Annotated in this window: 40 protein-coding genes; 32 read left to right on the top strand and 8 right to left on the bottom strand. The window is 45.0% G+C overall.

What is annotated here, in order from left to right; genetic code table 11:
• The first annotated feature begins 80 nt into the window (after window positions 1-80).
• The 31 genes from fusA to QWZ07_RS20595 all read left to right on the top strand — a co-directional run bounded on the left by fusA (window position 81) and on the right by QWZ07_RS20595 (window position 18,185).
• A complete protein-coding gene (gene fusA / locus QWZ07_RS20745; protein WP_017104672.1) occupies window positions 81-2,177 on the top strand; it encodes an elongation factor G in 2,097 nt (698 codons plus the stop codon).
• A 146-nt stretch (window positions 2,178-2,323) separates the two neighbouring features.
• A complete protein-coding gene (gene tuf, locus QWZ07_RS20740; RefSeq protein ID WP_012604914.1) occupies window positions 2,324-3,508 on the top strand; it encodes an elongation factor Tu in 1,185 nt (394 codons plus the stop codon).
• A gap of 486 nt (window positions 3,509-3,994) precedes the next feature.
• Complete coding sequence (gene rpsJ, locus QWZ07_RS20735) at window positions 3,995-4,306, top strand: 30S ribosomal protein S10 (protein ID WP_004736761.1); 312 nt, start codon at window positions 3,995-3,997, stop codon at window positions 4,304-4,306.
• Between the two features lie 14 nt (window positions 4,307-4,320).
• Window positions 4,321-4,950: a 50S ribosomal protein L3 gene (gene rplC / locus QWZ07_RS20730; RefSeq protein WP_004736763.1), complete on the top strand. Its 630-nt coding sequence runs from the start codon at window positions 4,321-4,323 to the stop codon at window positions 4,948-4,950.
• A gap of 16 nt (window positions 4,951-4,966) precedes the next feature.
• Entirely contained in the window at window positions 4,967-5,569 is a 603-nt protein-coding gene (gene rplD / locus QWZ07_RS20725; RefSeq protein WP_017104673.1) for a 50S ribosomal protein L4, read from the top strand.
• Entirely contained in the window at window positions 5,566-5,868 is a 303-nt protein-coding gene (gene rplW / locus QWZ07_RS20720; RefSeq protein ID WP_004738802.1) for a 50S ribosomal protein L23, read from the top strand. Before rplD ends, rplW begins: the two co-directional genes overlap by 4 nt.
• Before the next feature lie 14 nt (window positions 5,869-5,882).
• Window positions 5,883-6,707 carry a 50S ribosomal protein L2 gene (gene rplB, locus QWZ07_RS20715; protein ID WP_017104674.1) on the top strand — a complete coding sequence of 275 codons (825 nt, stop codon included), beginning with the start codon at window positions 5,883-5,885 and terminating at the stop codon, window positions 6,705-6,707.
• A 19-nt stretch (window positions 6,708-6,726) separates the two neighbouring features.
• Window positions 6,727-7,005, top strand: coding sequence for a 30S ribosomal protein S19 (gene rpsS, locus QWZ07_RS20710; RefSeq protein WP_004736729.1), 279 nt, complete (start codon window positions 6,727-6,729; stop codon window positions 7,003-7,005).
• A gap of 10 nt (window positions 7,006-7,015) precedes the next feature.
• Window positions 7,016-7,348, top strand: coding sequence for a 50S ribosomal protein L22 (rplV, locus tag QWZ07_RS20705; protein WP_004736732.1), 333 nt, complete (start codon window positions 7,016-7,018; stop codon window positions 7,346-7,348).
• Window positions 7,349-7,366: 18 nt separating this feature from the next.
• Window positions 7,367-8,065 (top strand): 30S ribosomal protein S3, encoded by a 699-nt coding sequence (gene rpsC, locus QWZ07_RS20700; protein ID WP_004736734.1) that lies wholly within the window; start codon window positions 7,367-7,369, stop codon window positions 8,063-8,065.
• 11 nt (window positions 8,066-8,076) lie between these two features.
• On the top strand, window positions 8,077-8,487 hold the full coding sequence (gene rplP, locus QWZ07_RS20695) for a 50S ribosomal protein L16 (protein WP_004736736.1): 411 nt from the start codon (window positions 8,077-8,079) through the stop codon (window positions 8,485-8,487).
• A complete protein-coding gene (rpmC, locus tag QWZ07_RS20690) occupies window positions 8,487-8,678 on the top strand; it encodes a 50S ribosomal protein L29 (RefSeq protein ID WP_004736737.1) in 192 nt (63 codons plus the stop codon). The genes rplP and rpmC overlap by 1 nt, the downstream gene beginning before the upstream one ends.
• Window positions 8,678-8,932, top strand: coding sequence for a 30S ribosomal protein S17 (gene rpsQ, locus QWZ07_RS20685; protein ID WP_004736739.1), 255 nt, complete (start codon window positions 8,678-8,680; stop codon window positions 8,930-8,932). The genes rpmC and rpsQ overlap by 1 nt, the downstream gene beginning before the upstream one ends.
• Window positions 8,933-9,093: 161 nt before the next feature.
• Window positions 9,094-9,465 (top strand): 50S ribosomal protein L14, encoded by a 372-nt coding sequence (gene rplN / locus QWZ07_RS20680; protein WP_004736740.1) that lies wholly within the window; start codon window positions 9,094-9,096, stop codon window positions 9,463-9,465.
• Between the two features lie 11 nt (window positions 9,466-9,476).
• On the top strand, window positions 9,477-9,794 hold the full coding sequence (gene rplX, locus QWZ07_RS20675; RefSeq protein ID WP_017108547.1) for a 50S ribosomal protein L24: 318 nt from the start codon (window positions 9,477-9,479) through the stop codon (window positions 9,792-9,794).
• A 24-nt stretch (window positions 9,795-9,818) separates the two neighbouring features.
• Entirely contained in the window at window positions 9,819-10,358 is a 540-nt protein-coding gene (gene rplE / locus QWZ07_RS20670; protein ID WP_004738790.1) for a 50S ribosomal protein L5, read from the top strand.
• A 16-nt stretch (window positions 10,359-10,374) separates the two neighbouring features.
• Entirely contained in the window at window positions 10,375-10,680 is a 306-nt protein-coding gene (rpsN, locus tag QWZ07_RS20665) for a 30S ribosomal protein S14 (RefSeq protein WP_004736747.1), read from the top strand.
• A gap of 29 nt (window positions 10,681-10,709) precedes the next feature.
• Window positions 10,710-11,102, top strand: a complete 393-nt coding sequence (gene rpsH, locus QWZ07_RS20660) for a 30S ribosomal protein S8 (RefSeq protein WP_017104676.1) — start codon at window positions 10,710-10,712, stop codon at window positions 11,100-11,102.
• A gap of 10 nt (window positions 11,103-11,112) precedes the next feature.
• Window positions 11,113-11,646, top strand: a complete 534-nt coding sequence (rplF, locus tag QWZ07_RS20655; RefSeq protein ID WP_017104677.1) for a 50S ribosomal protein L6 — start codon at window positions 11,113-11,115, stop codon at window positions 11,644-11,646.
• Between the two features lie 9 nt (window positions 11,647-11,655).
• Entirely contained in the window at window positions 11,656-12,009 is a 354-nt protein-coding gene (gene rplR / locus QWZ07_RS20650) for a 50S ribosomal protein L18 (protein WP_017104678.1), read from the top strand.
• Between the two features lie 14 nt (window positions 12,010-12,023).
• Entirely contained in the window at window positions 12,024-12,524 is a 501-nt protein-coding gene (gene rpsE, locus QWZ07_RS20645; protein WP_004736754.1) for a 30S ribosomal protein S5, read from the top strand.
• A gap of 7 nt (window positions 12,525-12,531) precedes the next feature.
• On the top strand, window positions 12,532-12,708 hold the full coding sequence (rpmD, locus tag QWZ07_RS20640; protein WP_004736756.1) for a 50S ribosomal protein L30: 177 nt from the start codon (window positions 12,532-12,534) through the stop codon (window positions 12,706-12,708).
• 5 nt (window positions 12,709-12,713) lie between these two features.
• Window positions 12,714-13,148, top strand: a complete 435-nt coding sequence (gene rplO, locus QWZ07_RS20635) for a 50S ribosomal protein L15 (protein ID WP_004736758.1) — start codon at window positions 12,714-12,716, stop codon at window positions 13,146-13,148.
• 20 nt (window positions 13,149-13,168) lie between these two features.
• Entirely contained in the window at window positions 13,169-14,503 is a 1,335-nt protein-coding gene (secY, locus tag QWZ07_RS20630; RefSeq protein WP_004736759.1) for a preprotein translocase subunit SecY, read from the top strand.
• A 39-nt stretch (window positions 14,504-14,542) separates the two neighbouring features.
• The gene (rpmJ, locus tag QWZ07_RS20625; protein ID WP_000868186.1) at window positions 14,543-14,656 is read left to right on the top strand and encodes a 50S ribosomal protein L36; all 114 of its coding nucleotides are present in this window, start codon (window positions 14,543-14,545) and stop codon (window positions 14,654-14,656) included.
• A gap of 148 nt (window positions 14,657-14,804) precedes the next feature.
• On the top strand, window positions 14,805-15,161 hold the full coding sequence (gene rpsM, locus QWZ07_RS20620; RefSeq protein WP_004738779.1) for a 30S ribosomal protein S13: 357 nt from the start codon (window positions 14,805-14,807) through the stop codon (window positions 15,159-15,161).
• A gap of 19 nt (window positions 15,162-15,180) precedes the next feature.
• Window positions 15,181-15,570: a 30S ribosomal protein S11 gene (rpsK, locus tag QWZ07_RS20615; protein WP_004738778.1), complete on the top strand. Its 390-nt coding sequence runs from the start codon at window positions 15,181-15,183 to the stop codon at window positions 15,568-15,570.
• A 31-nt stretch (window positions 15,571-15,601) separates the two neighbouring features.
• Window positions 15,602-16,222, top strand: coding sequence for a 30S ribosomal protein S4 (rpsD, locus tag QWZ07_RS20610; RefSeq protein ID WP_017076303.1), 621 nt, complete (start codon window positions 15,602-15,604; stop codon window positions 16,220-16,222).
• 22 nt (window positions 16,223-16,244) lie between these two features.
• Window positions 16,245-17,237 (top strand): DNA-directed RNA polymerase subunit alpha, encoded by a 993-nt coding sequence (locus QWZ07_RS20605; RefSeq protein WP_004729813.1) that lies wholly within the window; start codon window positions 16,245-16,247, stop codon window positions 17,235-17,237.
• A 24-nt stretch (window positions 17,238-17,261) separates the two neighbouring features.
• Window positions 17,262-17,642, top strand: coding sequence for a 50S ribosomal protein L17 (rplQ, locus tag QWZ07_RS20600; RefSeq protein WP_004729812.1), 381 nt, complete (start codon window positions 17,262-17,264; stop codon window positions 17,640-17,642).
• A 96-nt stretch (window positions 17,643-17,738) separates the two neighbouring features.
• Window positions 17,739-18,185 carry a hypothetical protein gene (locus QWZ07_RS20595; protein ID WP_290255936.1) on the top strand — a complete coding sequence of 149 codons (447 nt, stop codon included), beginning with the start codon at window positions 17,739-17,741 and terminating at the stop codon, window positions 18,183-18,185.
• A 3-nt stretch (window positions 18,186-18,188) separates the two neighbouring features.
• Here the strand turns inward: QWZ07_RS20595 and QWZ07_RS20590 are convergent, their stop codons facing one another.
• The gene (locus QWZ07_RS20590) at window positions 18,189-18,683 is read right to left on the bottom strand and encodes a DUF2780 domain-containing protein (RefSeq protein ID WP_017110598.1); all 495 of its coding nucleotides are present in this window, start codon (window positions 18,681-18,683) and stop codon (window positions 18,189-18,191) included.
• 134 nt (window positions 18,684-18,817) lie between these two features.
• On the bottom strand, window positions 18,818-19,438 hold the full coding sequence (gene bamJ, locus QWZ07_RS20585) for a BamJ family beta-barrel-assembly machinery protein (RefSeq protein WP_017107729.1): 621 nt from the start codon (window positions 19,436-19,438) through the stop codon (window positions 18,818-18,820).
• A 213-nt stretch (window positions 19,439-19,651) separates the two neighbouring features.
• On the opposite strand from bamJ, the gene QWZ07_RS20580 reads away from it, so the two are divergent.
• Window positions 19,652-20,236 (top strand): LysM-like peptidoglycan-binding domain-containing protein, encoded by a 585-nt coding sequence (locus tag QWZ07_RS20580; RefSeq protein WP_065104202.1) that lies wholly within the window; start codon window positions 19,652-19,654, stop codon window positions 20,234-20,236.
• Between the two features lie 61 nt (window positions 20,237-20,297).
• Here QWZ07_RS20580 and QWZ07_RS20575 read toward each other — a convergent pair whose 3' ends face one another.
• The 6 genes from QWZ07_RS20575 to QWZ07_RS20550 form a co-directional block, all read right to left on the bottom strand.
• The gene (locus QWZ07_RS20575) at window positions 20,298-21,146 is read right to left on the bottom strand and encodes a DMT family transporter (protein ID WP_017110596.1); all 849 of its coding nucleotides are present in this window, start codon (window positions 21,144-21,146) and stop codon (window positions 20,298-20,300) included.
• On the bottom strand, window positions 21,146-21,598 hold the full coding sequence (locus QWZ07_RS20570) for a GNAT family N-acetyltransferase (RefSeq protein ID WP_065112015.1): 453 nt from the start codon (window positions 21,596-21,598) through the stop codon (window positions 21,146-21,148). The genes QWZ07_RS20575 and QWZ07_RS20570 overlap by 1 nt, the downstream gene beginning before the upstream one ends.
• Before the next feature lie 57 nt (window positions 21,599-21,655).
• Entirely contained in the window at window positions 21,656-22,222 is a 567-nt protein-coding gene (locus QWZ07_RS20565) for a Crp/Fnr family transcriptional regulator (protein WP_061039609.1), read from the bottom strand.
• Between the two features lie 71 nt (window positions 22,223-22,293).
• Entirely contained in the window at window positions 22,294-24,048 is a 1,755-nt protein-coding gene (locus QWZ07_RS20560) for a bifunctional lysophospholipid acyltransferase family protein/GNAT family N-acetyltransferase (RefSeq protein WP_192853362.1), read from the bottom strand.
• Between the two features lie 12 nt (window positions 24,049-24,060).
• Window positions 24,061-24,504 carry a hypothetical protein gene (locus QWZ07_RS20555; protein ID WP_192853363.1) on the bottom strand — a complete coding sequence of 148 codons (444 nt, stop codon included), beginning with the start codon at window positions 24,502-24,504 and terminating at the stop codon, window positions 24,061-24,063.
• A gap of 10 nt (window positions 24,505-24,514) precedes the next feature.
• A complete protein-coding gene (locus QWZ07_RS20550) occupies window positions 24,515-24,952 on the bottom strand; it encodes a YHS domain-containing (seleno)protein (RefSeq protein WP_004735265.1) in 438 nt (145 codons plus the stop codon).
• Window positions 24,953-24,955 lie beyond the last annotated feature (3 nt).

The raw sequence follows: 24,955 nt of genomic DNA, 5'->3' as shown, positions 1-24,955 counted from the left end.
GCTTTTTAGCGAAGCATCGCTTTTAACGCACAATCTAGACATAGCAATAGTCCCTAAGTCTCTAATAAGAGGATTCAACCGTGGCTCGTAAAACTCCTATTGAGCAGTACCGTAATATCGGTATCGTTGCTCACGTAGATGCAGGTAAAACAACCACAAGTGAACGTATTCTGTTCTATACCGGTCTTTCTCACAAAATCGGCGAAGTTCACGATGGTGCAGCAACCATGGACTGGATGGAGCAAGAGCAAGAGCGCGGTATTACGATCACTTCAGCAGCAACTACTACGTTTTGGCGTGGTATGGAAGCTCAGTATTCTGACCACCGTATCAACATCATCGATACTCCTGGACACGTTGACTTCACAATCGAAGTAGAACGTTCTCTGCGTGTACTTGATGGTGCAGTTGTTGTTTTCTGTGGCTCATCTGGTGTTGAACCTCAGTCAGAGACAGTATGGCGTCAAGCTGATAAGTACCAAGTTCCGCGTATGGTTTTCGTTAACAAAATGGACCGTACCGGCGCAGACTTCTTGCGCGTAGTTGAACAGATCAAGGACCGCCTAGGTGCGACTCCTGTTCCGATTCAACTGAACATTGGTGCTGAAGAAAACTTCCAGGGTGTTGTCGATCTTATTAAGATGAAGGCAATCAACTGGAACGAAGCTGACCAAGGCATGACTTTTACGTACGAAGACATTCCAGCAGACATGCAAGAAATGGCTGAAGAATATCGTACAGAACTTGTTGAAGCTGCTGCAGAAGCAAATGAAGAGCTGATGGATAAGTACCTTGAAGAAGGTGAATTGACAGAAGCTGAAATCAAACAAGGTCTTCGTACTCGTACCCTTAACAATGAAATCGTACTTGCAACTTGCGGTAGTGCTTTCAAAAACAAAGGCGTACAAGCTGTTCTAGATGCAGTTGTTGATTTCCTTCCTTCTCCAGTCGATGTACCTGCGATTAAAGGTATCGATGATGACGAGAATGAAATCGAGCGTCACGCGGACGACAAAGAACCGTTCTCAGCGCTAGCATTTAAAATTGCAACAGACCCATTTGTTGGTACTTTAACTTTCATCCGTGTTTACTCTGGTGTTGTTGAAAGCGGTAAAACAGCTTACAACTCTGTGAAGAAACAACGTGAACGTTTAGGGCGCATTGTTCAAATGCACTCAAACAAACGTGAAGAAGTAAAAGAAGTACGAGCAGGTGACATCGCAGCCATTATAGGCCTTAAAGATGTTACTACTGGTGAAACTCTATGTGACCAGAACCATAAAATTGTTCTTGAGCGTATGGAATTCCCAGATCCAGTTATTCAGATCGTTGTAGAGCCTCGCTCTCAAGCTGATCAAGACAAAATGACTATCGCGTTAGGTAAGCTAGCGGCAGAAGATCCATCGTTCCGTGTAGAAACGGATGACGAAACTGGCCAGACACTAATCTCTGGTATGGGTGAACTGCACTTAGATATCATCGTTGACCGCATGAAGCGTGAATTCAGTGTGAACTGCAACGTTGGTAATCCGCAAGTTGCTTATCGTGAAACCATTCGTGGTACAGCGAAAGCTGAAGGTAAATTTATCCGCGAACATGGTGGTAAAGGACAGTACGGTCACGTGTGGCTGAAACTGGAACCATCAGAAGCCGGTGAAGGCTTTGTCTTCGTAGATGAAATTGCCAATGGTATCGTGCCAAAAGAGTTCATTACCTCTGTCGCTAAAGGCGTTGAAGAACAAATGAACAATGGTGTATTAGCGGGCTATCCAGTTTTGGATATCAAAGCTACACTATATGATGGTTCTTACCATGAAGTAGATTCAAGTGAGATGGCGTTTACAATCGCTGCCTCTATGGCTTTCAGAACGGGTGCACTAGAAGCGCAACCAGTTTTGCTTGAGCCTATGATGAAAGTTGAAGTAACTACTCCAGAAGACTGGATGGGTGACGTTGTTGGCGATATTAACCGTCGTCGCGGCATCATCGAAGGTATGGACGAGGGGACAGCTGGCCTGAAGATAATTCGTGCACAAGTTCCGTTGTCTGTCATGTTCGGTTACGCAACTGATTTACGTTCTGCGACACAAGGTCGTGCTTCTTACTCTATGGAGTTTAGTGAGTACGCCGAAGTGCCAAAAAATGTTGCTAATGCAATCATTGCAGAGCGTGGTTAAACAAAAGGGATGCATTTTTTTCATTTTTTGAAAGAACAATGCGTCCAAATATTGCGCTAACGAGAGTTGGCGCATAAAATAGCAATTTCTGGCGCGTCTCGCTCAATAATGAACGTGGCGAATCATAACTAGGAAGGAACACGATTGTGTCTAAAGAAAAATTTGAACGTACGAAACCGCACGTAAACGTTGGTACTATCGGCCACGTTGACCACGGTAAAACAACTCTAACTGCTGCTATCTGTACTACACTTGCAAAAGTGTACGGCGGTGTTGCTAAAGATTTCGCATCTATCGATAACGCTCCAGAAGAGCGCGAGCGCGGTATCACAATCGCAACTTCTCACGTTGAGTACGATACTCCTGAACGTCACTACGCACACGTAGACTGTCCTGGACACGCCGATTATGTTAAAAACATGATCACTGGTGCTGCTCAAATGGACGGCGGTATCCTAGTTGTTGCTGCTACAGATGGCCCTATGCCACAAACTCGTGAGCACATCCTACTTGGTCGTCAAGTTGGTATCCCTTACATCATCGTATTCATGAACAAATGTGACATGGTTGATGACGAAGAGCTACTTGAGCTAGTAGAAATGGAAGTTCGTGAACTTCTTTCTGAGTACGAGTACCCAGGAGACGACCTTCCAGTAATTCAAGGTTCTGCACTTGGCGCTCTAAACGGCGAAAAGCAGTGGGAAGACAAGATCGTTGAGCTTGCAGAAGCACTAGATTCTTACATTCCACTTCCAGAGCGTGCTGTTGATCTACCGTTCCTACTTCCTATTGAAGATGTATTCTCAATCCAAGGTCGTGGTACTGTAGTTACTGGTCGTATCGAGCGCGGTATCCTACGTGTAGGTGACGAAGTAGAAATCGTTGGTATCAAAGAAACTACTCTTACTACTTGTACTGGTGTTGAAATGTTCCGTAAACTGCTTGACGAAGGTCGTGCAGGTGAGAACGTTGGTGCACTTCTACGTGGTACTAAGCGTGATGACGTTGAACGTGGCCAAGTACTTTCTGCTAAAGGTTCAATCAACCCACACACTAAGTTTGAGTCTGAAGTATACGTACTTTCTAAAGACGAAGGCGGCCGTCACACTCCTTTCTTCAAGGGTTACCGTCCACAGTTCTACTTCCGTACAACTGACGTAACAGGCGATATCACTCTACCAGAAGGCGTAGAAATGGTAATGCCAGGTGACAACGTTCAAATGACTGTTGAGCTAATCGCTCCAATCGCAATGGACGAAGGTCTACGTTTCGCAATCCGCGAAGGTGGCCGTACAGTTGGTGCTGGTGTTGTAGCTAAAATCTTCGCTTAATCGCGAATTGATTTTGCACACTCTTCATTAGAAGAACTGCATTAAAAAAGGGAAGCTTCGGCTTCCCTTTTATTTTTCTAACCTTTTTCGTTTCTACAATTCCCCAAGTGTTTCTCTGTTCTTTGCTATTCGACCTTCGACCTTCGACCTTCAGCTACCATCGATTGCTTCCATCAAATATATTCCGATTATTTTTCCAACGCCACTTGCATACCAAAATGTGATCTGTATAATGCATCGCACTGGCTAACGCCGGTTTGTGAACCAATGAGCACTGAGGAGTAGGTCTTACCTAGTAATGTATACTCAGCTTATGTTCGCGGTTAATAAAAATAGTAAACCTTGTGTTTACTTCAAAAGTTAACTGACAATGCGTCCTGATTTTGGATGCTACGGTTTCACATAAATCAATCGGCATTCTCTCGTTCTTTCGAGCTTGAGTGGCGATATTGTTTGTGTAATTTTTAATAATTGGAGCTCTGTCTCATGCAGAACCAACGTATTCGTATCCGCCTTAAAGCGTTTGATTACAAGTTAATCGATGCTTCAACTGCGGAAATCGTTGAAACAGCAAAACGTACTGGCGCACAGGTTCGTGGTCCTATTCCACTTCCTACTCGTAAAGAGCGTTTCACTGTTCTTACCTCTCCACACGTCAACAAAGATGCACGTGACCAGTACGAAATTCGTACTCACAAGCGTTTGATCGACATCGTTGAGCCAACAGATAAAACTGTTGATGCTCTAATGCGTCTTGATCTTGCAGCTGGCGTTGATGTTCAAATCAGCCTAGGTTAAGGGAGATAAGAATAATGATTGGTCTAGTCGGACGTAAAGTGGGTATGACCCGCGTATTTACCGAAGAAGGCGTTTCTATCCCAGTAACTGTTGTTGAGGTTGAAGCGAACCGTATTTCTCAAGTTAAAACTCTTGAGACAGACGGCTACGCAGCAATCCAAGTAACTACTGGTGCTAAGAAAGCTAACCGTGTAACTAAACCTGAAGCTGGTCACTTCGCGAAAGCGGGTGTTGAAGCAGGTCGCGGTCTTTGGGAATTCCGTTTAGAAAACGGCGAAGAGTTTGAAGTTGGCGCTGAGCTAAACGTAGAACTTTTCAACGAAATTAAAAAAGTAGACGTTACTGGTACATCTAAAGGTAAAGGCTTCCAAGGCGCTATCAAGCGTTGGAACTTCTCTACTCAAGATATGACTCACGGTAACTCTTTGTCTCACCGCGCACCGGGTTCAATTGGCCAATGTCAAACTCCAGGCCGCGTGTTTAAAGGCAAGAAAATGGCAGGTCACATGGGTGCTGAGCGTGTAACGACTCAAAACCTAGAGATCGTACGTGTTGACGCTGAGCGCAATCTACTCCTTATTAAAGGTGCAGTACCAGGCTCAACAGGCGGTAACGTGATCGTAAAACCTGCTGTTAAAGCATAACGTCTAGGAGTAAGTAATGGAATTGATGGTTAAAGGTGCTGATGCACTAACTGTTTCCGAGACTACTTTCGGACGTGACTTTAACGAAGCTCTAGTACATCAAGTAGTTGTTGCGTATGCAGCAGGTGCTCGTCAAGGTACTCGTGCTCAAAAGACTCGTTCTGAAGTATCAGGCGGCGGTGCTAAGCCATGGCGCCAAAAAGGTACTGGCCGTGCACGTGCTGGTACAATTCGTAGCCCAATCTGGCGTACAGGTGGTGTTACTTTTGCTGCGAAACCACAAGATCACAGCCAAAAAGTTAACAAGAAAATGTACCGCGGTGCTATGAAAAGCATTCTTTCTGAGTTGATTCGTCAAGAGCGTCTAATCGTTGTTGATAACTTCTCTGTAGAAGCACCAAAAACAAAAGAACTTTTAGCTAAGCTTAATGAGCTTCAGCTTAACGACGTTCTGATTGTAACTGGCGAAGTAGATGAAAATCTATTCTTAGCTGCTCGTAACCTGTACAAAGTTGACGCACGTGACGTTGCTGGTATTGATCCAGTATCTCTAATTGCATTCGACAAGGTTCTAATGACTGCTGACGCAGTTAAGCAAGTTGAGGAGATGCTAGCATGATCACTGAAGAACGTATCTTAAAAGTTCTACGTGCTCCGCACATCTCTGAAAAAGCAACTATGGCGGCTGAGAAAGCGAACACTATCGTTTTCAAAGTAGCTAAAGATGCAACTAAGAAAGAGATCAAAGCAGCTGTAGAAAAGCTATTTGAAGTTGAAGTTAAGTCAGTAAATACTCTTGTACAAAAGGGTAAGACCAAACGTCAAGGTATGCGTGAAGGCCGTCGTTCAGACGTGAAAAAAGCCTACGTTACTTTGAAAGAAGGTCAAGATCTTGACTTCGTTGGCGGCGCGGAATAACAGGAGTAGTAAAAATGGCTATTGTTAAATGTAAGCCGACTTCCCCTGGTCGTCGTCACGTCGTTAAAGTTGTTAACGCTGACCTGCACAAGGGTAAGCCATACGCACCACTTCTAGAGAAAAACTCTAAGAACGGTGGTCGTAACAACAACGGTCGTATCACAGTACGTCACATCGGTGGTGGTCATAAGCACCATTACCGTTTGATTGACTTCAAACGTACTAAAGACGGTATCCCAGCGAAAGTTGAGCGTTTAGAATACGATCCAAACCGTAGTGCTAACATCGCTCTAGTTCTGTACGCAGACGGTGAGCGTCGTTACATCATTGCACCTAAAGGTGTTAACGCAGGTGACCAGATTCAATCTGGTTCTGATGCGCCAATCAAAGCAGGTAACACTCTGCCGATGCGCAACATCCCAGTAGGTTCTACTGTACACTGTGTTGAACTTAAGCCTGGTAAAGGTGCTCAACTAGCTCGTTCGGCTGGTGCATATGTACAAATCATCGCTCGCGATGGTGCATACGTAACTATCCGTCTACGTTCTGGTGAGATGCGCAAAGTACTTTCTGAAGGTCGTGCAACGATCGGTGAAGTTGGTAACTCTGAGCATATGCTACGTGAACTTGGTAAAGCTGGTGCTTCACGCTGGCGCGGCGTACGTCCAACCGTACGTGGTGTAGTAATGAACCCGGTGGATCACCCACATGGTGGTGGTGAAGGCCGCACATCTGGTGGTCGTCACCCAGTTTCTCCTTGGGGCGTTCCTACTAAGGGCTTCAAGACTCGTAAGAACAAACGCACTGACAAGTACATCGTACGTCGTCGTAATAAATAATCTATAAAGAGGAATCGCCATGCCACGTTCTCTCAAGAAAGGTCCTTTTATTGACCTACACTTGCTGAAGAAGGTAGAGAAAGCGGTGGAAAGCGGAGACAAAAAGCCTATTAAGACTTGGTCCCGTCGCTCAATGATCATCCCAACAATGATTGGTTTGACCATCGCTGTCCATAATGGTCGTCAGCACGTTCCAGTTTTCGTTACCGAAGAAATGATCGGTCACAAACTGGGCGAATTTGCACCAACTCGTACTTATCGCGGTCATGCTGCAGATAAGAAAGCTAAGAAGAAATAAGGAGTAGATGATGGAAGCTTTAGCTAAACATAACTTTGCTCGTATTTCTCCACAGAAAGCTCGCTTAGTTGCAGACCAAATTCGCGGTAAGTCGGTAGACCAGGCTCTAGAAATTCTAACTTTCAGCAACAAAAAAGCTGCTGTACTAGTTAAGAAAGTTCTTGAGTCAGCTATCGCTAACGCGGAACATAACGAAGGTGCAGATATCGACGATCTAAATGTCGCTAAAATCTTCGTAGATGAGGGCCCTATCATGAAGCGCATTATGCCTCGTGCTAAAGGTCGTGCGGATCGTATCTTGAAGCGTTCAAGCCACATCACTATTGTTGTAGCAGATCGCTAAAGACTAGGAGATTAAGCAATGGGTCAGAAAGTACATCCTAATGGTATTCGTCTTGGCATCGTTAAGCCTTGGAATGCTACATGGTTTGCTAATACCAACGAATTCGCTGACAACCTAGACGGCGACTTCAAGGTACGTCAGTTCCTTACTAAGGAACTACAAAAAGCATCATTATCTCGTATCGTTATCGAGCGTCCAGCTAAGAGCATCCGTGTGACTATTCACACTGCTCGCCCTGGCGTTGTTATCGGTAAGAAAGGTGAAGACGTAGAGAAACTACGTGCAGCTGTAGCTAAAATCGCAGGTGTACCAGCGCAGATCAACATCGCTGAAGTACGTAAACCTGAGTTAGATGGTCAGCTTGTAGCTGATAGCATCGCGTCTCAACTAGAGCGTCGTGTTATGTTCCGTCGTGCAATGAAGCGTGCGGTACAAAATGCTATGCGTCTAGGCGCTAAAGGCATCAAAGTACAAGTAGGCGGCCGTCTTGGCGGCGCTGAAATCGCACGTTCAGAGTGGTACCGTGAAGGCCGTGTGCCTCTACACACTCTACGTGCAGACATTGATTACGCAACTTCTTCGGCTCACACTCAATACGGTGTGATCGGCATTAAAGTTTGGATCTTCAAAGGTGAGATTCTAGGCGGTATGCCAGCTGCTAACGCAGTAGAGCCTAAAGGCGATAAGCCTAAGAAGCAGCGTAAAGGCCGTAAGTAAGGAGTCGAACGATGCTACAACCAAAACGTACTAAGTTCCGCAAGGTTATGACTGGTCGTAACCGTGGTCTAGCTAAAGGTACTGAAGTGAGCTTCGGCGAATTCGGTCTTAAAGCTGTTGGCCGTGGTCGTCTGACTGCACGTCAAATCGAAGCGGCACGTCGTGCTATGACACGTCACATTAAGCGTCAAGGTCAAATCTGGATCCGTGTGTTCCCAGACAAACCGATTACTGAAAAGCCTCTTGAAGTTCGTCAAGGTAAAGGTAAAGGTTCAGTTGCGTACTGGGTTGCTCAAATCCAACCAGGCAAAGTTATGTACGAGATGAATGGCGTACCTGAAGAGTTGGCACGTGAAGCGTTCCGCCTAGCGGCACGTAAACTGCCTGTTAAAACTACTTTTGTAACTAAGCAGGTGATGTGATGAAAGCACAAGATCTACGCGAAAAGAACGTTGAAGAGCTTAACGCTGAGCTATTGAATTTGCTACGTGAACAGTTTAACTTGCGCATGCAAGCTGCAACTGGTCAACTACAGCAAACTCATACTCTAAAAGCTGTACGCCGTGACATCGCACGTGTGAAAACTGTTTTGACTGAAAAGGCAGGCGCATAATGAGCGAAACTAACCGCATCCAGCAAGGCCGTGTAGTAAGTGACAAGATGGACAAGTCTATCGTTGTTGCTATTGAGCGTACTGTAAAACACCCAATTTACGGTAAGTTCATCAAACGCACGACTAAAGTACACGCACACGACGAAGACAACACTTGTGGCCTAGGCGACAAAGTTGAAATCGCTGAGTGTCGTCCTCTGTCTAAGACTAAGTCTTGGACATTGGTTAAAGTTCTAGAAAAAGCGAAGATTTAATCTTTGTAATTCTATGACTTAAAGCGGCTCCAAATAATTTTTTGGAGCCGCTTGTTTTTTGTCTACCCAATTTAAAAAAAGGGTGGTACAATTCGCGTCCCTTTTAAAGAGGCAGCCCGACCCGAGAGGGTCTAGTTTTAATATTTAGCGGAGCACTAACAATGATCCAGATGCAAAGTACACTTGACGCAGCAGATAACTCTGGCGCGCGCAAGGTAATGTGTATTAAGGTTCTGGGTGGCTCTCACCGCCGTTATGCACATATCGGTGACGTCATCAAGGTTACAGTGAAGGAAGCGATTCCTCGCGGTAAAGTAAAGAAAGGTGATGTTCTGAAGGCGGTAGTAGTGCGCACCCGTAAAGGCGTTCGTCGCCCAGACGGTTCTGTCATTCGCTTCGACAGTAATGCTTGTGTATTGTTAAATGACACTACTGAGCAACCAGTCGGCACACGTATCTTTGGTCCTGTGACTCGTGAACTTCGTAACGCGAAATTCATGAAGATTGTATCACTAGCACCTGAAGTTCTGTAAGGAGCGGCAACATGGCAGCTAAAATCCGTCGTAATGACGAAGTAATCATTCTTGCTGGTAAAGATAAAGGCAAGAAAGGTAAAGTAACTAAGGTTCTGACAACTGGTAAAGTTGTTGTTGAAGGCATCAATCTTGTTAAAAAACACCAAAAGCCGGTTCCGGCTCTAGGTCAACAAGGTGGCATCGTTGAACAAGAAGCAGCTATTGATGCTTCTAACGTTGCAGTCTTTAACACGGCTACTGGTAAAGCAGACCGTATCGGTTTCCGTATCGAAGATGGTAAGAAAGTTCGTTTCTTCAAATCTAACGGCGAAACTGTTTCTAACTAATTAGAAGTAATTTGGAGTTCTACTATGGCGAAACTGCATGATTACTACAAGTCGTCTGTAGTCGCTGAGCTTACCAAAGAGTTCAGCTACACAAGCGTCATGCAAGTCCCTAGGATTGAGAAAATCACCCTAAACATGGGCGTTGGTGAAGCAATCAACGATAAGAAACTGCTAGAAAACGCAGCAGCTGATATGGCAACGATCTCTGGTCAAAAGCCACTTATCACTAAAGCGCGTAAATCTGTAGCTGGTTTCAAAATTCGTGAAGGCTACCCAATCGGTTGTAAAGTAACCTTGCGTGGTGAGCGCATGTGGGAATTTTTAGAGCGTTTAATCTCTATCGCACTTCCACGTGTACGTGATTTCCGTGGTGTTAGCGCTAAGTCTTTTGACGGACGCGGTAACTACAGCATGGGCGTTCGCGAGCAAATCATCTTTCCGGAAATCGACTACGATAAAGTCGATCGTGTCCGCGGTCTTGATATTACTATCACGACATCTGCGGGATCCGATGAGGAAGGCCGAGCTCTGCTGGCTGCCTTTAACTTCCCATTCCGTAAGTAAGGGTAGGGTTACTGTTATGGCTAAACAATCAATGAAAGCACGTGAAGCTAAACGTGCAAAACTAGTAGTTAAGTTCGCTGAAAAGCGTTCTGCGCTAAAAGTTATCATTAGCGATGTAAACGCATCTGAAGAAGATCGTTGGAATGCGGTTCTTAAACTGCAATCTCTTCCACGTGATTCAAGTGCATCACGTCAGCGCAACCGTTGCAACCAAACTGGTCGTCCACACGGTTACCTACGTAAATTCGGTCTAAGCCGTATTAAGGTTCGCGAAGCTTGCATGAAAGGCGAGATTCCGGGTCTTCGTAAGGCTAGCTGGTAATTGCCACTTAATCATTTGGAGTAAATCTTATGAGCATGCAAGATCCGATTTCGGATATGCTGACCCGCGTTCGCAACGGTCAGGCAGCAAACAAAGTTGCTGTAAAAATGCCTTCTTCAAAGCTTAAAGTTGCAATTGCTGCATTACTTAAAGCTGAAGGTTACATCGTAGACTTCGCTGTTGACGGCGAAGCAAAACCTGAGCTAGAAGTTACTCTTAAGTACTTCCAAGCTAAACCTGTAATCGAGCAAATCAAGCGTGTATCACGTCCTGGTCTAAGAGTTTATAAGAATAAAGACTCTTTACCTACAGTGATGGGTGGTCTTGGTATTGCAGTTGTTTCTACTTCCAAGGGTCTGATGTCTGACCGTGCTGCTCGTAAAGCAGGTCTTGGCGGTGAAATCATCTGTTACGTAGCTTAAGGAGTAGATTATGTCTCGTGTTGCTAAAGCACCTGTCGCTATTCCAGCTGGCGTAGAGGTGAAACTAAACGGCCAAGAAGTTACTGTAAAAGGTAGCAAAGGTGAGCTTACTCGCGTTCTTAACAGCGCCGTAGTTATTGCACAGGAAGAAACCAACCTTACTTTCGGTCCGAAAGAAGGCGTTACTAACGCATGGGCACAGGCTGGTACAGCTCGCGCTCTAGTTAATAACATGGTTGTGGGTGTTACTGAGGGCTTCACTAAGAAGCTAACTCTTAAGGGTGTTGGTTACCGTGCTGCTATGAAAGGCAATACTGTAGCTCTAACTCTTGGTTTTTCTCACCCAGTAGAGCACGCTCTACCTGAAGGTATTAAAGCTGAGTGCCCTAGCCAAACTGAGATCATCATTACTGGTTGCGATAAGCAAGTAGTAGGTCAAGTTGCGGCTGACATTCGTTCTTACCGTGCTCCTGAGCCTTACAAAGGCAAAGGTGTTCGTTACGCAGATGAAAATGTGCGTACTAAAGAAGCTAAGAAGAAGTAAGGTATCACTATGGATAAGAAAGCATCTCGCATCCGTCGTGCTACACGTGCACGTCGTAAGATTGCAGAACTTGGCGCAACTCGCTTGGTAGTACACCGTACTCCTCGCCACGTTTACGCTCAAGTTATCTCGGCAAACGGCTCTGAGGTTATCGCAGCTGCTTCTACTGTAGAAAAAGCGATCCGTGAGCAAGTTAAGAACACTGGTAACGTTGATGCAGCTAAAGCAGTTGGTAAAGCTGTTGCTGAGCGCGCTCTTGAAAAAGGCGTAGCTACAGTTGCATTTGATCGTTCTGGTTTCCAATACCACGGTCGAGTAGCGGCGCTAGCAGATTCTGCTCGCGAAGCTGGTCTGAAATTCTAAGGTAGGGTTGGAAGATGGCTAAAGAACAACAACAAGCTAATGATTTGCAAGAAAAGCTGATCGCTGTTAACCGTGTATCTAAGACGGTTAAAGGTGGTCGAATCATGAGCTTCACTGCACTAACAGTAGTTGGTGACGGTAATGGTCGCGTAGGTTTCGGTTACGGCAAAGCTCGTGAAGTACCTGCTGCGATTCAAAAAGCAATGGAAAAAGCGCGTCGTAACATGGTTACTGTTGCGCTTAACGAAGGCACTCTTCACCACCCGGTGAAAGGTCGTCATTCGGGCTCTAAAGTTTACATGCAGCCAGCTGCTGAAGGTACAGGTGTTATTGCCGGTGGTGCAATGCGTGCCGTACTTGAAGTTGCAGGCGTACATAACGTACTTTCTAAAGCATACGGTTCAACGAACCCAATCAACGTTGTTCGCGCAACGATTGGTGCTCTAGTAGACGTTAAGTCACCAGAAATGGTTGCTGCTAAACGTGGTCTAACTGTTGAATCTATTTCGGAGTAAGAACACGATGGCAACTATTAAAGTAACTCAAACTAAAAGCTCAATTGGTCGCCTACCTAAGCACAAAGCGTGTCTTAAAGGTCTAGGTCTTCGTCGCATCAACCATACAGTAGAACTTGAAGATACACCGTGCGTACGCGGTATGATCAACAAGGTTTACTACATGGTTAAGATTGAGGAGTAATCAGAATGCGTTTGAATACTCTATCACCGGCTGCTGGCTCTAAACCTTCTAAGAAGCGTGTAGGTCGTGGTATCGGTTCTGGCCTTGGTAAAACAGGTGGCCGCGGTCACAAAGGTCAAAAGTCACGTTCTGGCGGCTCTGTTCGTCCAGGTTTTGAAGGCGGTCAAATGCCTCTAAAACAACGTCTACCTAAATTCGGTTTCACTTCTCGTAAGAGCCTAGTGTCTGCTGAAGTTCGTCTAGCTGAGCTAGCGAAAGTAACAGGTGACGTAGTTGATCTTAACAGCCTTAAAGCTGCTAACGTTATCACTAAGAACATCGAGTTTGTTAAGATCGTTCTTTCTGGTGACCTAAGCAAAGCTGTGACTGTTAAAGGTCTACGCGTGACTAAAGGCGCTAAAGCTGCAATCGAAGCTGCAGGCGGTAAAATCGAGGAATAATCTCGAGGAACGAGGTACAGATGGCTAAGAAACCAGGAAAAGATTTTCGTAGTGCTCAGAGCGGCTTAAGTGAATTAAAGTCGCGCTTGTTATTCGTAATTGGTGCACTTTTAGTATTCCGAGCCGGCTCTTTTGTGCCGATCCCTGGTATTGACGCAGCTGTACTTGCCGATTTGTTCGATCAGCAAAAAGGTACCATCGTAGAAATGTTTAACATGTTCTCCGGTGGTGCTCTTGAGCGTGCATCTATATTAGCATTGGGTATCATGCCGTACATTTCGGCATCGATCGTAGTCCAATTGCTAACTGTAGTTCATCCAGCGTTAGCGGAACTCAAGAAAGAGGGTGAAGCAGGCCGTCGTAAGATAAGCCAATATACACGCTACGGCACGCTTGTACTTGCAACATTCCAAGCTATTGGTATCGCAACAGGCTTACCAAACATGGTCGACAATCTGGTTGTTATCAACCAAACCATGTTTACGCTTATTGCTACCGTGAGTTTAGTAACTGGTACCATGTTTTTGATGTGGTTAGGTGAACAAATCACTGAGCGAGGAATCGGTAATGGTATTTCCATTCTGATTTTTGCAGGTATTGTTGCTGGATTGCCTTCTGCAATCGGTCAAACAATCGAGCAAGCGCGTCAAGGTGAATTGCATGTGCTTCTTCTGTTGTTTATCGCGGTATTGTCTTTTGCTGTAATTTACTTCGTGGTTTTCATGGAGCGTGGTCAACGTCGTATCGTCGTTAACTATGCGAAGCGTCAACAAGGTCGTAAAGTGTTTGCAGCACAAAGTTCTCACTTGCCACTTAAGATTAATATGGCAGGTGTTATACCAGCGATTTTTGCATCAAGTATTATTTTGTTCCCAGGAACATTAGCGCAATGGTTTGGTCAAAATGGTGAAAGCAGCGCGTTCGGTTGGTTAACTGACGTGTCATTAGCTCTTAGCCCAGGTCAACCTTTGTATGTAATGCTTTATGCAGCAGCTATAATCTTCTTCTGTTTCTTCTATACAGCGTTGGTGTTTAACCCACGTGAAACAGCTGATAACTTGAAGAAGTCTGGTGCATTCGTACCCGGTATCCGCCCAGGTGAGCAGACAGCGAAATATATCGATAAAGTGATGACTAGACTAACCCTAGCGGGCGCTCTATACATTACTTTTATATGTCTGATTCCTGAGTTCATGATGGTCGCGTGGAACGTTCGTTTCTACTTTGGCGGCACATCCCTACTAATCGTAGTGGTTGTTATCATGGATTTCATGGCACAGGTACAGACTCATCTGATGTCACAACAGTATGATTCTGTGTTAAAGAAAGCGAATCTTAAAGGTTACGGCCGTTAATCCGGTTGTAGCATTTAGATTCCATTACGGAGTTTAGCAATGAAAGTTCGTGCTTCCGTTAAAAAAATCTGCCGTAACTGTAAAGTTATCAAGCGTAACGGTGTCGTTCGCGTGATTTGCAGTGAGCCAAAGCATAAGCAACGCCAAGGCTAATTAGCAGAAATTTTTACTTGAAATACAAGGTAGAGTCGAGTATATTCCTCGGCCTACCTTTTGCGTGCAAAAGAAGTAGTATGCCGCAGCGTATCCATCACGGGCTTTGCTGCGGATAATTCTTTTATGAACCCCTTAGGAGTGAATAATGGCCCGTATAGCCGGCATTAACATTCCTGATCATAAGCATTCTGTAATTGCACTTACTGCAATCTACGGTATCGGTAAAACTCGCTCTCAAGCTATTCTAGCTGAAGTGGGTATTGCTGAAGATGCTAAGATCAGTGAACTAACTGAAGAGCAGATCGATCAACTGCGTGATGGTGTAGCTAAGTACACTGTAGAAGGTGATCTACGTCGTGAAGTATCGATGAACATCAAGCGTCTTATGGACCTTGGCTGTTACCGCGGTCTTCGTCATCGTCGCAGTCTACCACTACGTGGACAGCGTACTAAAACCAACGCTCGCACCCGTAAGGGTCCGCGCAAGCCGATCAAGAAATAGTCGGATAAGGTAGAGTACAATGGCAAAACAACCAACTCGCGCGCGTAAGCGCGTACGCAAGCAAGTAGCTGATGGCGTAGCGCACATCCATGCTTCTTTCAACAACACAATCGTAACTATCACTGACCGTCAAGGCAACGCTCTTGCATGGGCTACAGCTGGTGGTTCAGGTTTCCGTGGTTCTCGTAAATCTACTCCGTTCGCAGCACAAGTTGCAGCTGAGCGTTGTGGTGAAATGGCTAAAGAATATGGCCTAAAGAACTTGGAAGTTATGGTTAAGGGTCCAGGTCCAGGTCGCGAATCTACTGTTCGTGCACTGAACGCTGCTGGTTTCCGTATCACTAACATTGTTGATGCGACACCAATCCCTCATAACGGTTGTCGTCCACCTAAGAAACGTCGCGTTTAAGTTTCGTTTCTAGGAATATTGGAGAAAGATCATGGCAAGATATTTGGGTCCTAAGCTGAAGCTTAGCCGTCGCGAAGGTACTGACTTATTCCTTAAGTCTGGTGTCCGTGCGATCGATACCAAGTGTAAAATTGATAACGCACCAGGTGTACACGGCGCTCGTCGCGGTCGTCTATCTGAGTATGGCGTTCAGCTTCGTGAGAAGCAAAAAGTTCGTCGTATTTACGGCGTTCTAGAAAAACAATTCCGCAACTACTACAAAGAAGCTGCACGTCTTAAAGGCAACACAGGTGCAAACCTGCTTCAGCTTCTTGAAGGTCGTCTTGATAACGTAGTTTACCGTATGGGCTTTGGCGCTACTCGTGCTGAATCTCGTCAACTAGTTAGCCACAAGTCTATTCTAGTTAACGGTAAAGTTGTAAACGTTCCTTCTTTCAAAGTAGCGGCAAACGACGTTGTTTCTATCCGCGAGAAAGCTAAACAGCAATCTCGTATTAAAGCGGCTCTAGAAGTTGCTGAACAACGTGAAAAGCCAACTTGGATTGAAGTAGATGCTAGCAAGATGGAAGGTACATTCAAGCGTATGCCTGAGCGTTCTGACCTATCAGCTGACATCAATGAACACTTGATCGTCGAACTTTACTCTAAGTAAGGTTAAAAAAAGAGAGGACACAATGCAGGGTTCTGTAACAGAATTTCTTAAGCCGCGTCTTGTTGACATTGAACAGATCAATACGACACACGCGAAAGTAACTCTTGAGCCATTAGAGCGCGGTTTCGGCCATACTCTAGGTAATGCTCTTCGCCGCATTCTTCTATCTTCTATGCCGGGTTGTGCCGTAACAGAAGTTGAAATCGAAGGTGTGCTACACGAATACAGCACTAAAGAAGGCGTTCAGGAAGATATCCTAGAAATCCTTCTAAACCTTAAAGGTTTGGCTGTACGCGTTGCTGAAGGCAAAGATGAAGTGTTTATTACACTGAACAAATCAGGCTCAGGCCCTGTTGTTGCAGGTGACATCACCCACGATGGTGATGTAGAGATCGCTAACCCTGAGCACGTTATTTGTCACCTTACGGATGACAACGCTGAGATCGCTATGCGTATCAAAGTTGAACGTGGTCGTGGTTACGTTCCAGCTTCAGCTCGTATCCATACTGAAGAAGATGAGCGTCCAATCGGTCGTCTACTTGTTGACGCTACTTACAGCCCGGTCGATAAAATCGCCTACGCTGTAGAAGCGGCACGTGTAGAACAACGTACTGACTTAGACAAGCTTGTTATCGATATGGAAACGAACGGTACTCTTGAACCTGAGGAAGCAATCCGTCGTGCAGCTACTATTTTAGCTGAACAACTGGATGCGTTCGTAGATCTTCGTGATGTACGTGTACCTGAGGAGAAGGAAGAGAAGCCAGAATTCGATCCTATCCTACTGCGTCCTGTAGACGATCTTGAACTAACAGTTCGCTCTGCTAACTGTTTGAAAGCAGAAGCGATTCACTACATCGGTGATCTTGTACAGCGCACTGAGGTTGAGCTACTTAAAACGCCAAACCTTGGTAAGAAATCTCTTACAGAGATTAAAGATGTGCTTGCTTCACGTGGTCTTTCTCTAGGCATGCGCCTAGAAAACTGGCCACCAGCGTCAATCGCTGAAGATTAATCGAAAAGTTAGAAGGATTAGGTCATGCGCCATCGTAAAAGTGGTCGTCAACTCAACCGCAACAGCAGTCATCGCAAAGCGATGTTCAGCAACATGGCTAGCTCTCTTGTTCGTCACGAAGTTATCAAAACTACCGTGCCTAAAGCAAAAGAACTACGTCGCGTAATTGAGCCGTTGATTACCCTAGCTAAGACAGACAGTGTTGCTAACCGTCGTCTTGCATTTGCTCGCACTCGTGATAACGAAGTTGTGGCAAAACTATTTAATGAACTAGGCCCGCGTTTCGCGGCTCGCCAAGGTGGTTACACTCGCATTCTTAAATGTGGTTTCCGTACTGGTGATAAAGCTCCAATGGCTTACATTGAGCTTGTAGACCGCCCAGCTGCTGAAGAAGCTGCTGAGTAATCTATACTAGATTCTTAATACAAAAGCCGAGCATTAGCTCGGCTTTTTTGTATCTGGATTTTGTGTCTTTAGAGCAAGAAACTAGCACCACGATGTTTGGCATTTATTCTTGCCTTCTCTGCTTCATTTTTCAAAAATATCTCGTATCTCGTATCTCGTATCTCGTATCTCGTATCTCGTATCTCGTATCTCGTATCTCGTATCTCGTATCTCGTATCTCGTATCTCGTATCTCGTATCTCGTATCTCGTATCTCGTATCTCGTATCTCGTATCTCGTATCTCGTATCTCGTATCTCGTATCTCGTATCTCGTATCTCGTATCTCGTATCTCGTATCTCGTATCTCGTATCTCGTATCTCGTATCTCGTATCTCGTATCTCGTATCTCGTATCTCGTATCTCGTATCTCGTATCTCGTATCTCGTATCTCGTATCTCATATCTCGTATCTCGTATCTCGTATCTCAAATCCCTTTTCTTTCATGCACAAAAAAGAGCACCGAAGTGCCCTTACAATATTCTTCAACTAATCGCTAATCGCTAAGGCCTACTGCCAAATAGCGGCAAGTGAATCCATAAGGCCACTCGTTGCACCTTGTGATTGAAGTGCCTGAAGAATGATTGGTGCAAATGTCGTAACCATTGACGAATCCATACCTAACCCAGCAAACGCACTTTCAACAGCACCTTGTGAGCTTAGAACCGATGATAAGCCAGTAGATTCAAGTGAAGACATTCCAGGAATAAGCGTCGCAAGTTCTTTATTGTCGGCAGAGCCAAGTGAATTTTGTGCAAGCGCCAACATTGAACCGATTCCGCCGATAGCTTGATCGCTCGTTACAGACGCTTGGTCAGCAACGGTATCAGCAAGTGGCGTTGTTTCATTTTGTTGAGACCACATATTCACCGCTGCCATCAGTGCAGTTTGTGATAGTTGGGAATAGTTGGTATCTGATGATGAACCGGTTTGTTCAGAATCGCTCGTGCTAGCGCAAGAGACTACAGCAAGGCTGCTGAGTACAGTGATGAGTATCTTCTTCATTATTCTTCCTTAAGTAATAAAGTAATCGACCTATTCACTATAAACGAAAAACGGCGATGTAGTCACATCGCCGTTGAATTATTTCAATTTTATTTGCCTATAGTATTTTGTTTTACTAAAGGTTTTTATAAAAATTAAAGAATAGCTAGAAGTTCTACTTCGAATACTAGAGCTGCAAATGGTGGGATTGCAGCACCTGCGCCACGCTCACCGTATGCTAGATCTTGAGGGATGTATAGCTTCCACTTAGAGCCAACAGGCATCATTTGTAGAGCTTGTACCCAACCTTGAATTACGCCAGTTACTGGGAATTCAGCAGGTTGACCGCGAGATACAGAGCTGTCGAAAACAGTACCGTCAGTTAGTTCGCCGTGGTAGTGAACACGTACTTGCTTGTCTGCAGTAGGGATTTCGCCAGTGCCTTCAGTTAGTACTTCGTACTGAAGACCAGACTCAAGAACTGTTACTTCTGAACGAAGAGCGTTGTCAGATAGGAAAGCTTCGCCGTCAGCAGCTGCAGCTTTAGCTAGTTCTTGACGTGCAGCTTCACCACGAGTGTGTAGCTCTTGTAGTGCGTTGTTGATTTCGTCAACTTCGATAGCTGGCATGTCACCAACTAGAGCTGTTGCGATACCAGCAGCGATTGCGTCAACGTTTAGGCCTTCAAGACCAGAACCAGCAAGTTGTTGGCCCATTTGTAGACCGATACCGTAGCTAGCTTTTTGCTCTACAGTTTCAAATTTTACTTCAGACATGAAAAGTCACTCTTTTTGTCAGTACGAAAAGGGTAAGAATACCAGTATTAGCAGCCTGAATAAACGGCTAGCCCCTGATCACTTACGCTTTACCGTGTCCAAATCACAGCTATGTCAATTTTCTCGCTTTGGTCTCTGTTGTAGCGGAAAGATCTATACTGTTGGTACTTTGGTTTTTATACTGTAGTTATTCAATGTATAGGACGCAGTGGCATGAATCGTCGTCAAAAGAAAAAACAGAAAGTAGACCACTTAGCAGAGTTCAAGGATCGACTGAATCAGGTCAAAGAGAAACTAAGTTCGATCGATATAAAGAAAATGAAAACCTCAACAGTACAAACTTGGGGATCATTACCGAAATTACACCAACGACTATTGATGGTGATTTCGCCGATCGTATTAATCTTACTTTTCGTGCCGCTACCAGAACCTAAAGTAGACGCAGCCCCAACCACATCGCGCGTTGAGCTTGAAATTAACACCGTTGGCTTAAGCGAACAGCAAAATGCCAAGAACAGTTCATCAGAACCGAGCAACAATAACTGGCAGGAGTACCTGGTTAAACAGGGCGATACGTTGGCACAAGTTTTTCGAAACAACGATTTACCGTTGTCTGATTTGAATGCGTTAGTACGGATTGAAGGTTCAGACAAGCCGCTGAGTCAGATCAGAAAAGGTCAGCTAGTTAGATTCAAGCTAGCCGAAACTGGGCAACTGGATATTCTGCAGCTAGAGAAGGGCGACACGTCAGTGATGTTTTTCCGTTTGTCTGACGGTGGTTTTGGCCGCAGCAAATAGGTCTAATATAGAGCCGTGCGCTAAAATGTTTCGGTAGACATAGATAAACGATAGAAAAGAGCTAAGTGTTAGCTCTTTTTTTTGGTCGCTTGAAAGGGGCGAGTGGCAAGATGATAAGCATGATTCCGATAAAGGTTAACGTATCTGGAATCTCATCAAACCATATTGCGCCTATTAGTGCGACAAACACTAATCCTGAATATTCAGCCAAGGCGATTTGACTCGAATGCGCTTTCTGGTAGGCGGAAACAGCAAGGCCGTTATAGCTCAATATGAGTGTTGCGCTGAGTGCTATGTATCCCAAATGCTCCACAGATACCGGTTGCCAGTATAGGAAGCACAGTATTAGTGATGCTGGAATAGAGAATAACGTTGTCCACCACAGCGTAGTGACCACCGTTTGCTCACTCGGAAGCTTTCTTACCAAGACATTGAACAGTGCGAGCGTCAGCGCTGTGCCTAATGCAAACAATGCTGCCCAATGAAATTGCGATGGCCTCAAGACAATCAGTGCGCCAATGAAGCCGATAGTGGTTGCTATCACCTTACCCAGTGCGGGCTGCTCTTTGAGTAGAAACATCGATAAAGGCAGCATCAACAAGGGTGCGACATAAAATACAGCGTTGGCGGTAGCCAAAGATAAATGGGTAATCGCGACAACCATACATCCACTGCCAATTAATATCAGCTGTCCGCGTATGATGGTTACTTTGGCTTGTTGTAAGCGTCGTTGTTCCTTTTTCTGCTGTAGCCACAAAGGGGTGATGATGAGCAGAGATATCAACTGTCGGAAAAAAATATACTGAAGAGGTGGCACTTCGCCATTCAACAGTTTTACCGCTACGTCGGAAAGCGAGGCAAACAAATTACCTGCAATCAGCAATAGGATACCGACAGTGATATTCGACATTACTTCTCTAATCTCATATCAACGTGCGGAATATCGTCTTCCAAGTACATCTCAGAGATCGTTTTGAAGCCGTGGCTCGCATAGAAGTTTTCTAGGTGTTGTTGCGCACCAATATCGATAGTCGTGCTAGGCCAAAGAGCCTCACAGCGTGTTAACGCTTCTTTTATCAATTGATGGCCTAAACCATCACCTCTTGCCGATTGCTTAGTCGCCACTCGGCCGATGCTCGTGTTGTCGTAAGAAGTCCCTGGTGGTAACAAGCGTGCACACGCCACTAACTCTTCATCAGCATAGCCAAGCAAGTGTTCAACACCTGCGAGTGTATCTTTACCATCGAGCTCTGGGTAAGGGCAATTTTGCTCAACGACGAACACATCTACTCGTAATTTAAGTAGTTGATAAAGCTGTTGTGTTGAAAGTTCAGAGAAGGGAATTGAGTGCCAAGTGATCATGTTTACATCCAGAGGTTATCGATGCTCTGAATGTACTATGTGCGATGATTGTTGGCATTAACTATTGTTAATTCGACCTTTAATTCTACTCAGACTTATCGCGGTTATTCCTAGGTAAGCGGCAATCTGGTTGTCGTTCAAGCGCTGTTCCAGGTCGGGATAATGTTCGCAGAAAAGTTGATAGCGTTGCTCGGGAGTATAGAGCAGCATAAAGCGTTCTTTGTTTTCTTTATGCATCAGTTGAGTTTCTAATAACTTTAAATACAAAGGGTTGTTTGATGCGCGCCACTCGATAACCGCGTTCATTGGCAGTTCTAACATAGTAATTGGTGTGAGTGTTTCTAACAGGTAAGGGGACGCTTGGCTTTTTATCAGACTCTCAAAGCCGATAATCCAATCTTGTTCCCAGTAGAACTCTTTGCTGTATTGCTTACCGTCATTAGTGAGATAACAAGCGTGGCACAAGCCTTCAAGTACAAAGTAGATTGAACTCGCCATTTCACCTTGATTGATCAGGATGTGTCTAGTGGGTAGCTCAAGCGGCTTGGCGACGGCTAATAGAGATTCAATCTGACTTTCAGAGAAGTCAAAGCTTTGTAGTTGTTCGATAAAAGAGGTGTGCATGGAAATAACCTAACCCAAATAAGTGGCGAAATCATCGCACTTATTTGAGTATAGGTACAGAGCAGGCTAAATCAGCGTCGAGCGTGCTGTTCTAGATAATCTTGAGCAAGTTCTCTACCCATGTATTTACCAAGAGTTTTCAGTGGTACTTTCTTAAGGTTAACCACAATCAAGCCATCCAGAGCATCATTAAATGATGGGTCGACGTTAAAGCACACCAACTTACCGTTCATCCCTAGATACTGGCGCAGTAGTACTGGTAGGCCTTTTCCTTGCTCCATACGTGCTAATACTTTAGAGAGCAGAGGAACACTCGCCAATGACGATAACAGGTGATTTTGCCAGAACACATGACTACTGGTATTGAGCGGTGAAGAAGGAGAAACCAGATTAGCCTTTTCCTCATCATAATGGTGGATTGATAAGGTGGTCGCGATCAACAGGCGCGCATTGTGGCTGTAATCATTACTGATACTGACTGGGCCGAATAGGTGAGTGTATTGAGGGTGACGATACACGAAGGCCGCGATACCTTTCCACAATAGTAATAGTGAGTTAAGGCTCTTTTGATAAGGCTTGCTCACTACAGAACGCCCAAGCTCGATACTGTTGTCTAAGGTATCGATGAATTCTTGATTGTAGTTAAACAGACTGCGGGAATAGAGTTGATCAAGCCCGTGCTCAGCGATCAACTTGTCGACCATACCAAGTCGGTACGCCCCGACCAGTTCAGCCTTAGCTTTGTTCCACACAAACAGTTGATGGTAGTAAAGGTCATACTCATCTAAATCACAGGCAAGCCCGCTGCCTTCGCCGACCTCTCTAAAGCTCTCTTCTCTTACTCGACCAATCTCGCGCATTAAATTGGGGATCGACTGGCTTGGTGTGCAATACACCTCAAAATCTCCCTGTTCAAGTAATCTCATTTCTTGAGGCAGTGACGCGACTTCTATAGAGAGTACTTCTGATGGAATAGGCGCAATAACCTGAGTGTCAAAAGAGGGCGCATGGACTGGCGTGCTAGGGCTATCTTGTTGACTCATCAGATAGGTATTGAGTCGCAGATAGTTGACGATATCCATTTCTTGTTCAAACGATTTTATCTCTGAGTATGGGATTGAAGAGCCGATAGAGATAGAGATGGTAGTCGCTCGTTTATTAAGAAGTTCACGCCCAAGTAAAGCCGTTCTTAGCAGTGGATGAACTCGTCCGGCTTGATAGAAAAGCTCGCTGTTTTTACCATTGATAAAGATAGGAACCGTAGTGGCCTGATGACGCTTAACAAACTTGGCAACCGATTTACTCCATTCGATATCTGTCAGTGTTTTTGCCCCTTTACGGTAACTCGATACTTCGCCAGCAGGGAACACAATCAACAGTCCACCGTCTGCCAAATGACGATTGGCATCTCGAATGGCTTTAGCGTTGGTGCGTTTCGATTCTTTACTATTAAAGACATCGACCCCGATGAAAAGATCGTCCAGTTCAGGCAGTCGCTTGAGCAGTTCATTCGCTAACACCTTTACATCCTTCCTTACCGATCCTACGAGATCAGCAAGGATCACACCTTCAATCGCGCCAAGCGGGTGGTTAGCTACAATGACTACGGATCCTTCCTCAGGAATATTATCAGTGGCGCCTGCGGAAACAGAATAGTCGATATTCAAAGCCGATAGGGTGTGATGCATGAATTCAAAACTAGACAACTCATCAGGTCTATCTTGATAGAGTTTATCTAGTTTAGATAGCCCAGTTGCCCACTCGACAACAGACTCACCTAAACCAAAAGGCGTGTAACGTGGTAAACGAAAAGGACTATCAATCATAATGAAGCTACCTTATTGACTAAAGTTGTTTAGGAAACCGTCTTGATTCTTGAAATCTTTCACACTTAAAAATGCACCGCACAGCCACACTAGGCATGCCATACCAAACAGTAATCCGCCGTCATAACCAACAATTTCACCCGCTGCATTAAACTCAGGCATTTGAATACCGAGCGGCGTAAACAGGTGGAAGAAAATAGCGCCACTCATAATTCCCACACTTATGATGGCACCTAGGCCATGCCAACGAGTAAACAGCAAAATAGCCGCAATCAATTCAGCGAACCCAATCAAGTAGCCGCCAAATGAACCGAACCAACTTAAGCCAGACCATGTCGCCAAGGTGCCAAAGATATGCTCAGTTTCGTATGAGCCGGTGAACTTAAAAAATAGCGACTGAATGAACACAAACGCAATAAATGCCGCAGGGATATGTTTAGCTGGAGTGAATGTCATGGTTATTCCCTTATTTGATCAGTTGCGGCCAAACGGTGTCGGCTTTTTGAATATGTTGTGCTCGGTCTTGTTCCCAACGCTGTTTAATCTCTTGGTCGTAGTTGAGGTAAAGCTTGTTATCAACAATTGTCCATTGATTCGGGTCACCGGGTGCAAAATCACTTTTTGCTGAAACAGCCCAAGCGCAATAACCACCATATTGAGGGGCATATTTTTCAGGATTATTAACAAATAAAGTCAGATTCTTTTCAGAAGAAAAATACCAGTCCGCGCCCTTGTACTCGGTGCTGAATTTTTTACTGCCTTCAATAGGCTTACCTGAAGTGAAATAAGCCACAGTGTCGTAGCCATCGAGCGCCTTGCTGCTAAAGAATCCGGTGTAGATTTCATCGGCGGCAAATACATATGGGCTAACAAGTAGCATGACCATGGTTAATAGTTTTCTCATGAT

This window comes from Vibrio lentus, from assembly GCF_030409755.1.
In the GTDB taxonomy this organism is placed as follows: Bacteria; Pseudomonadota; Gammaproteobacteria; order Enterobacterales; family Vibrionaceae; genus Vibrio; species Vibrio lentus.
The sequence above is the reverse complement of the archived record's forward strand: the minus strand, read 5'-3'. Positions and strand labels throughout refer to the sequence as shown.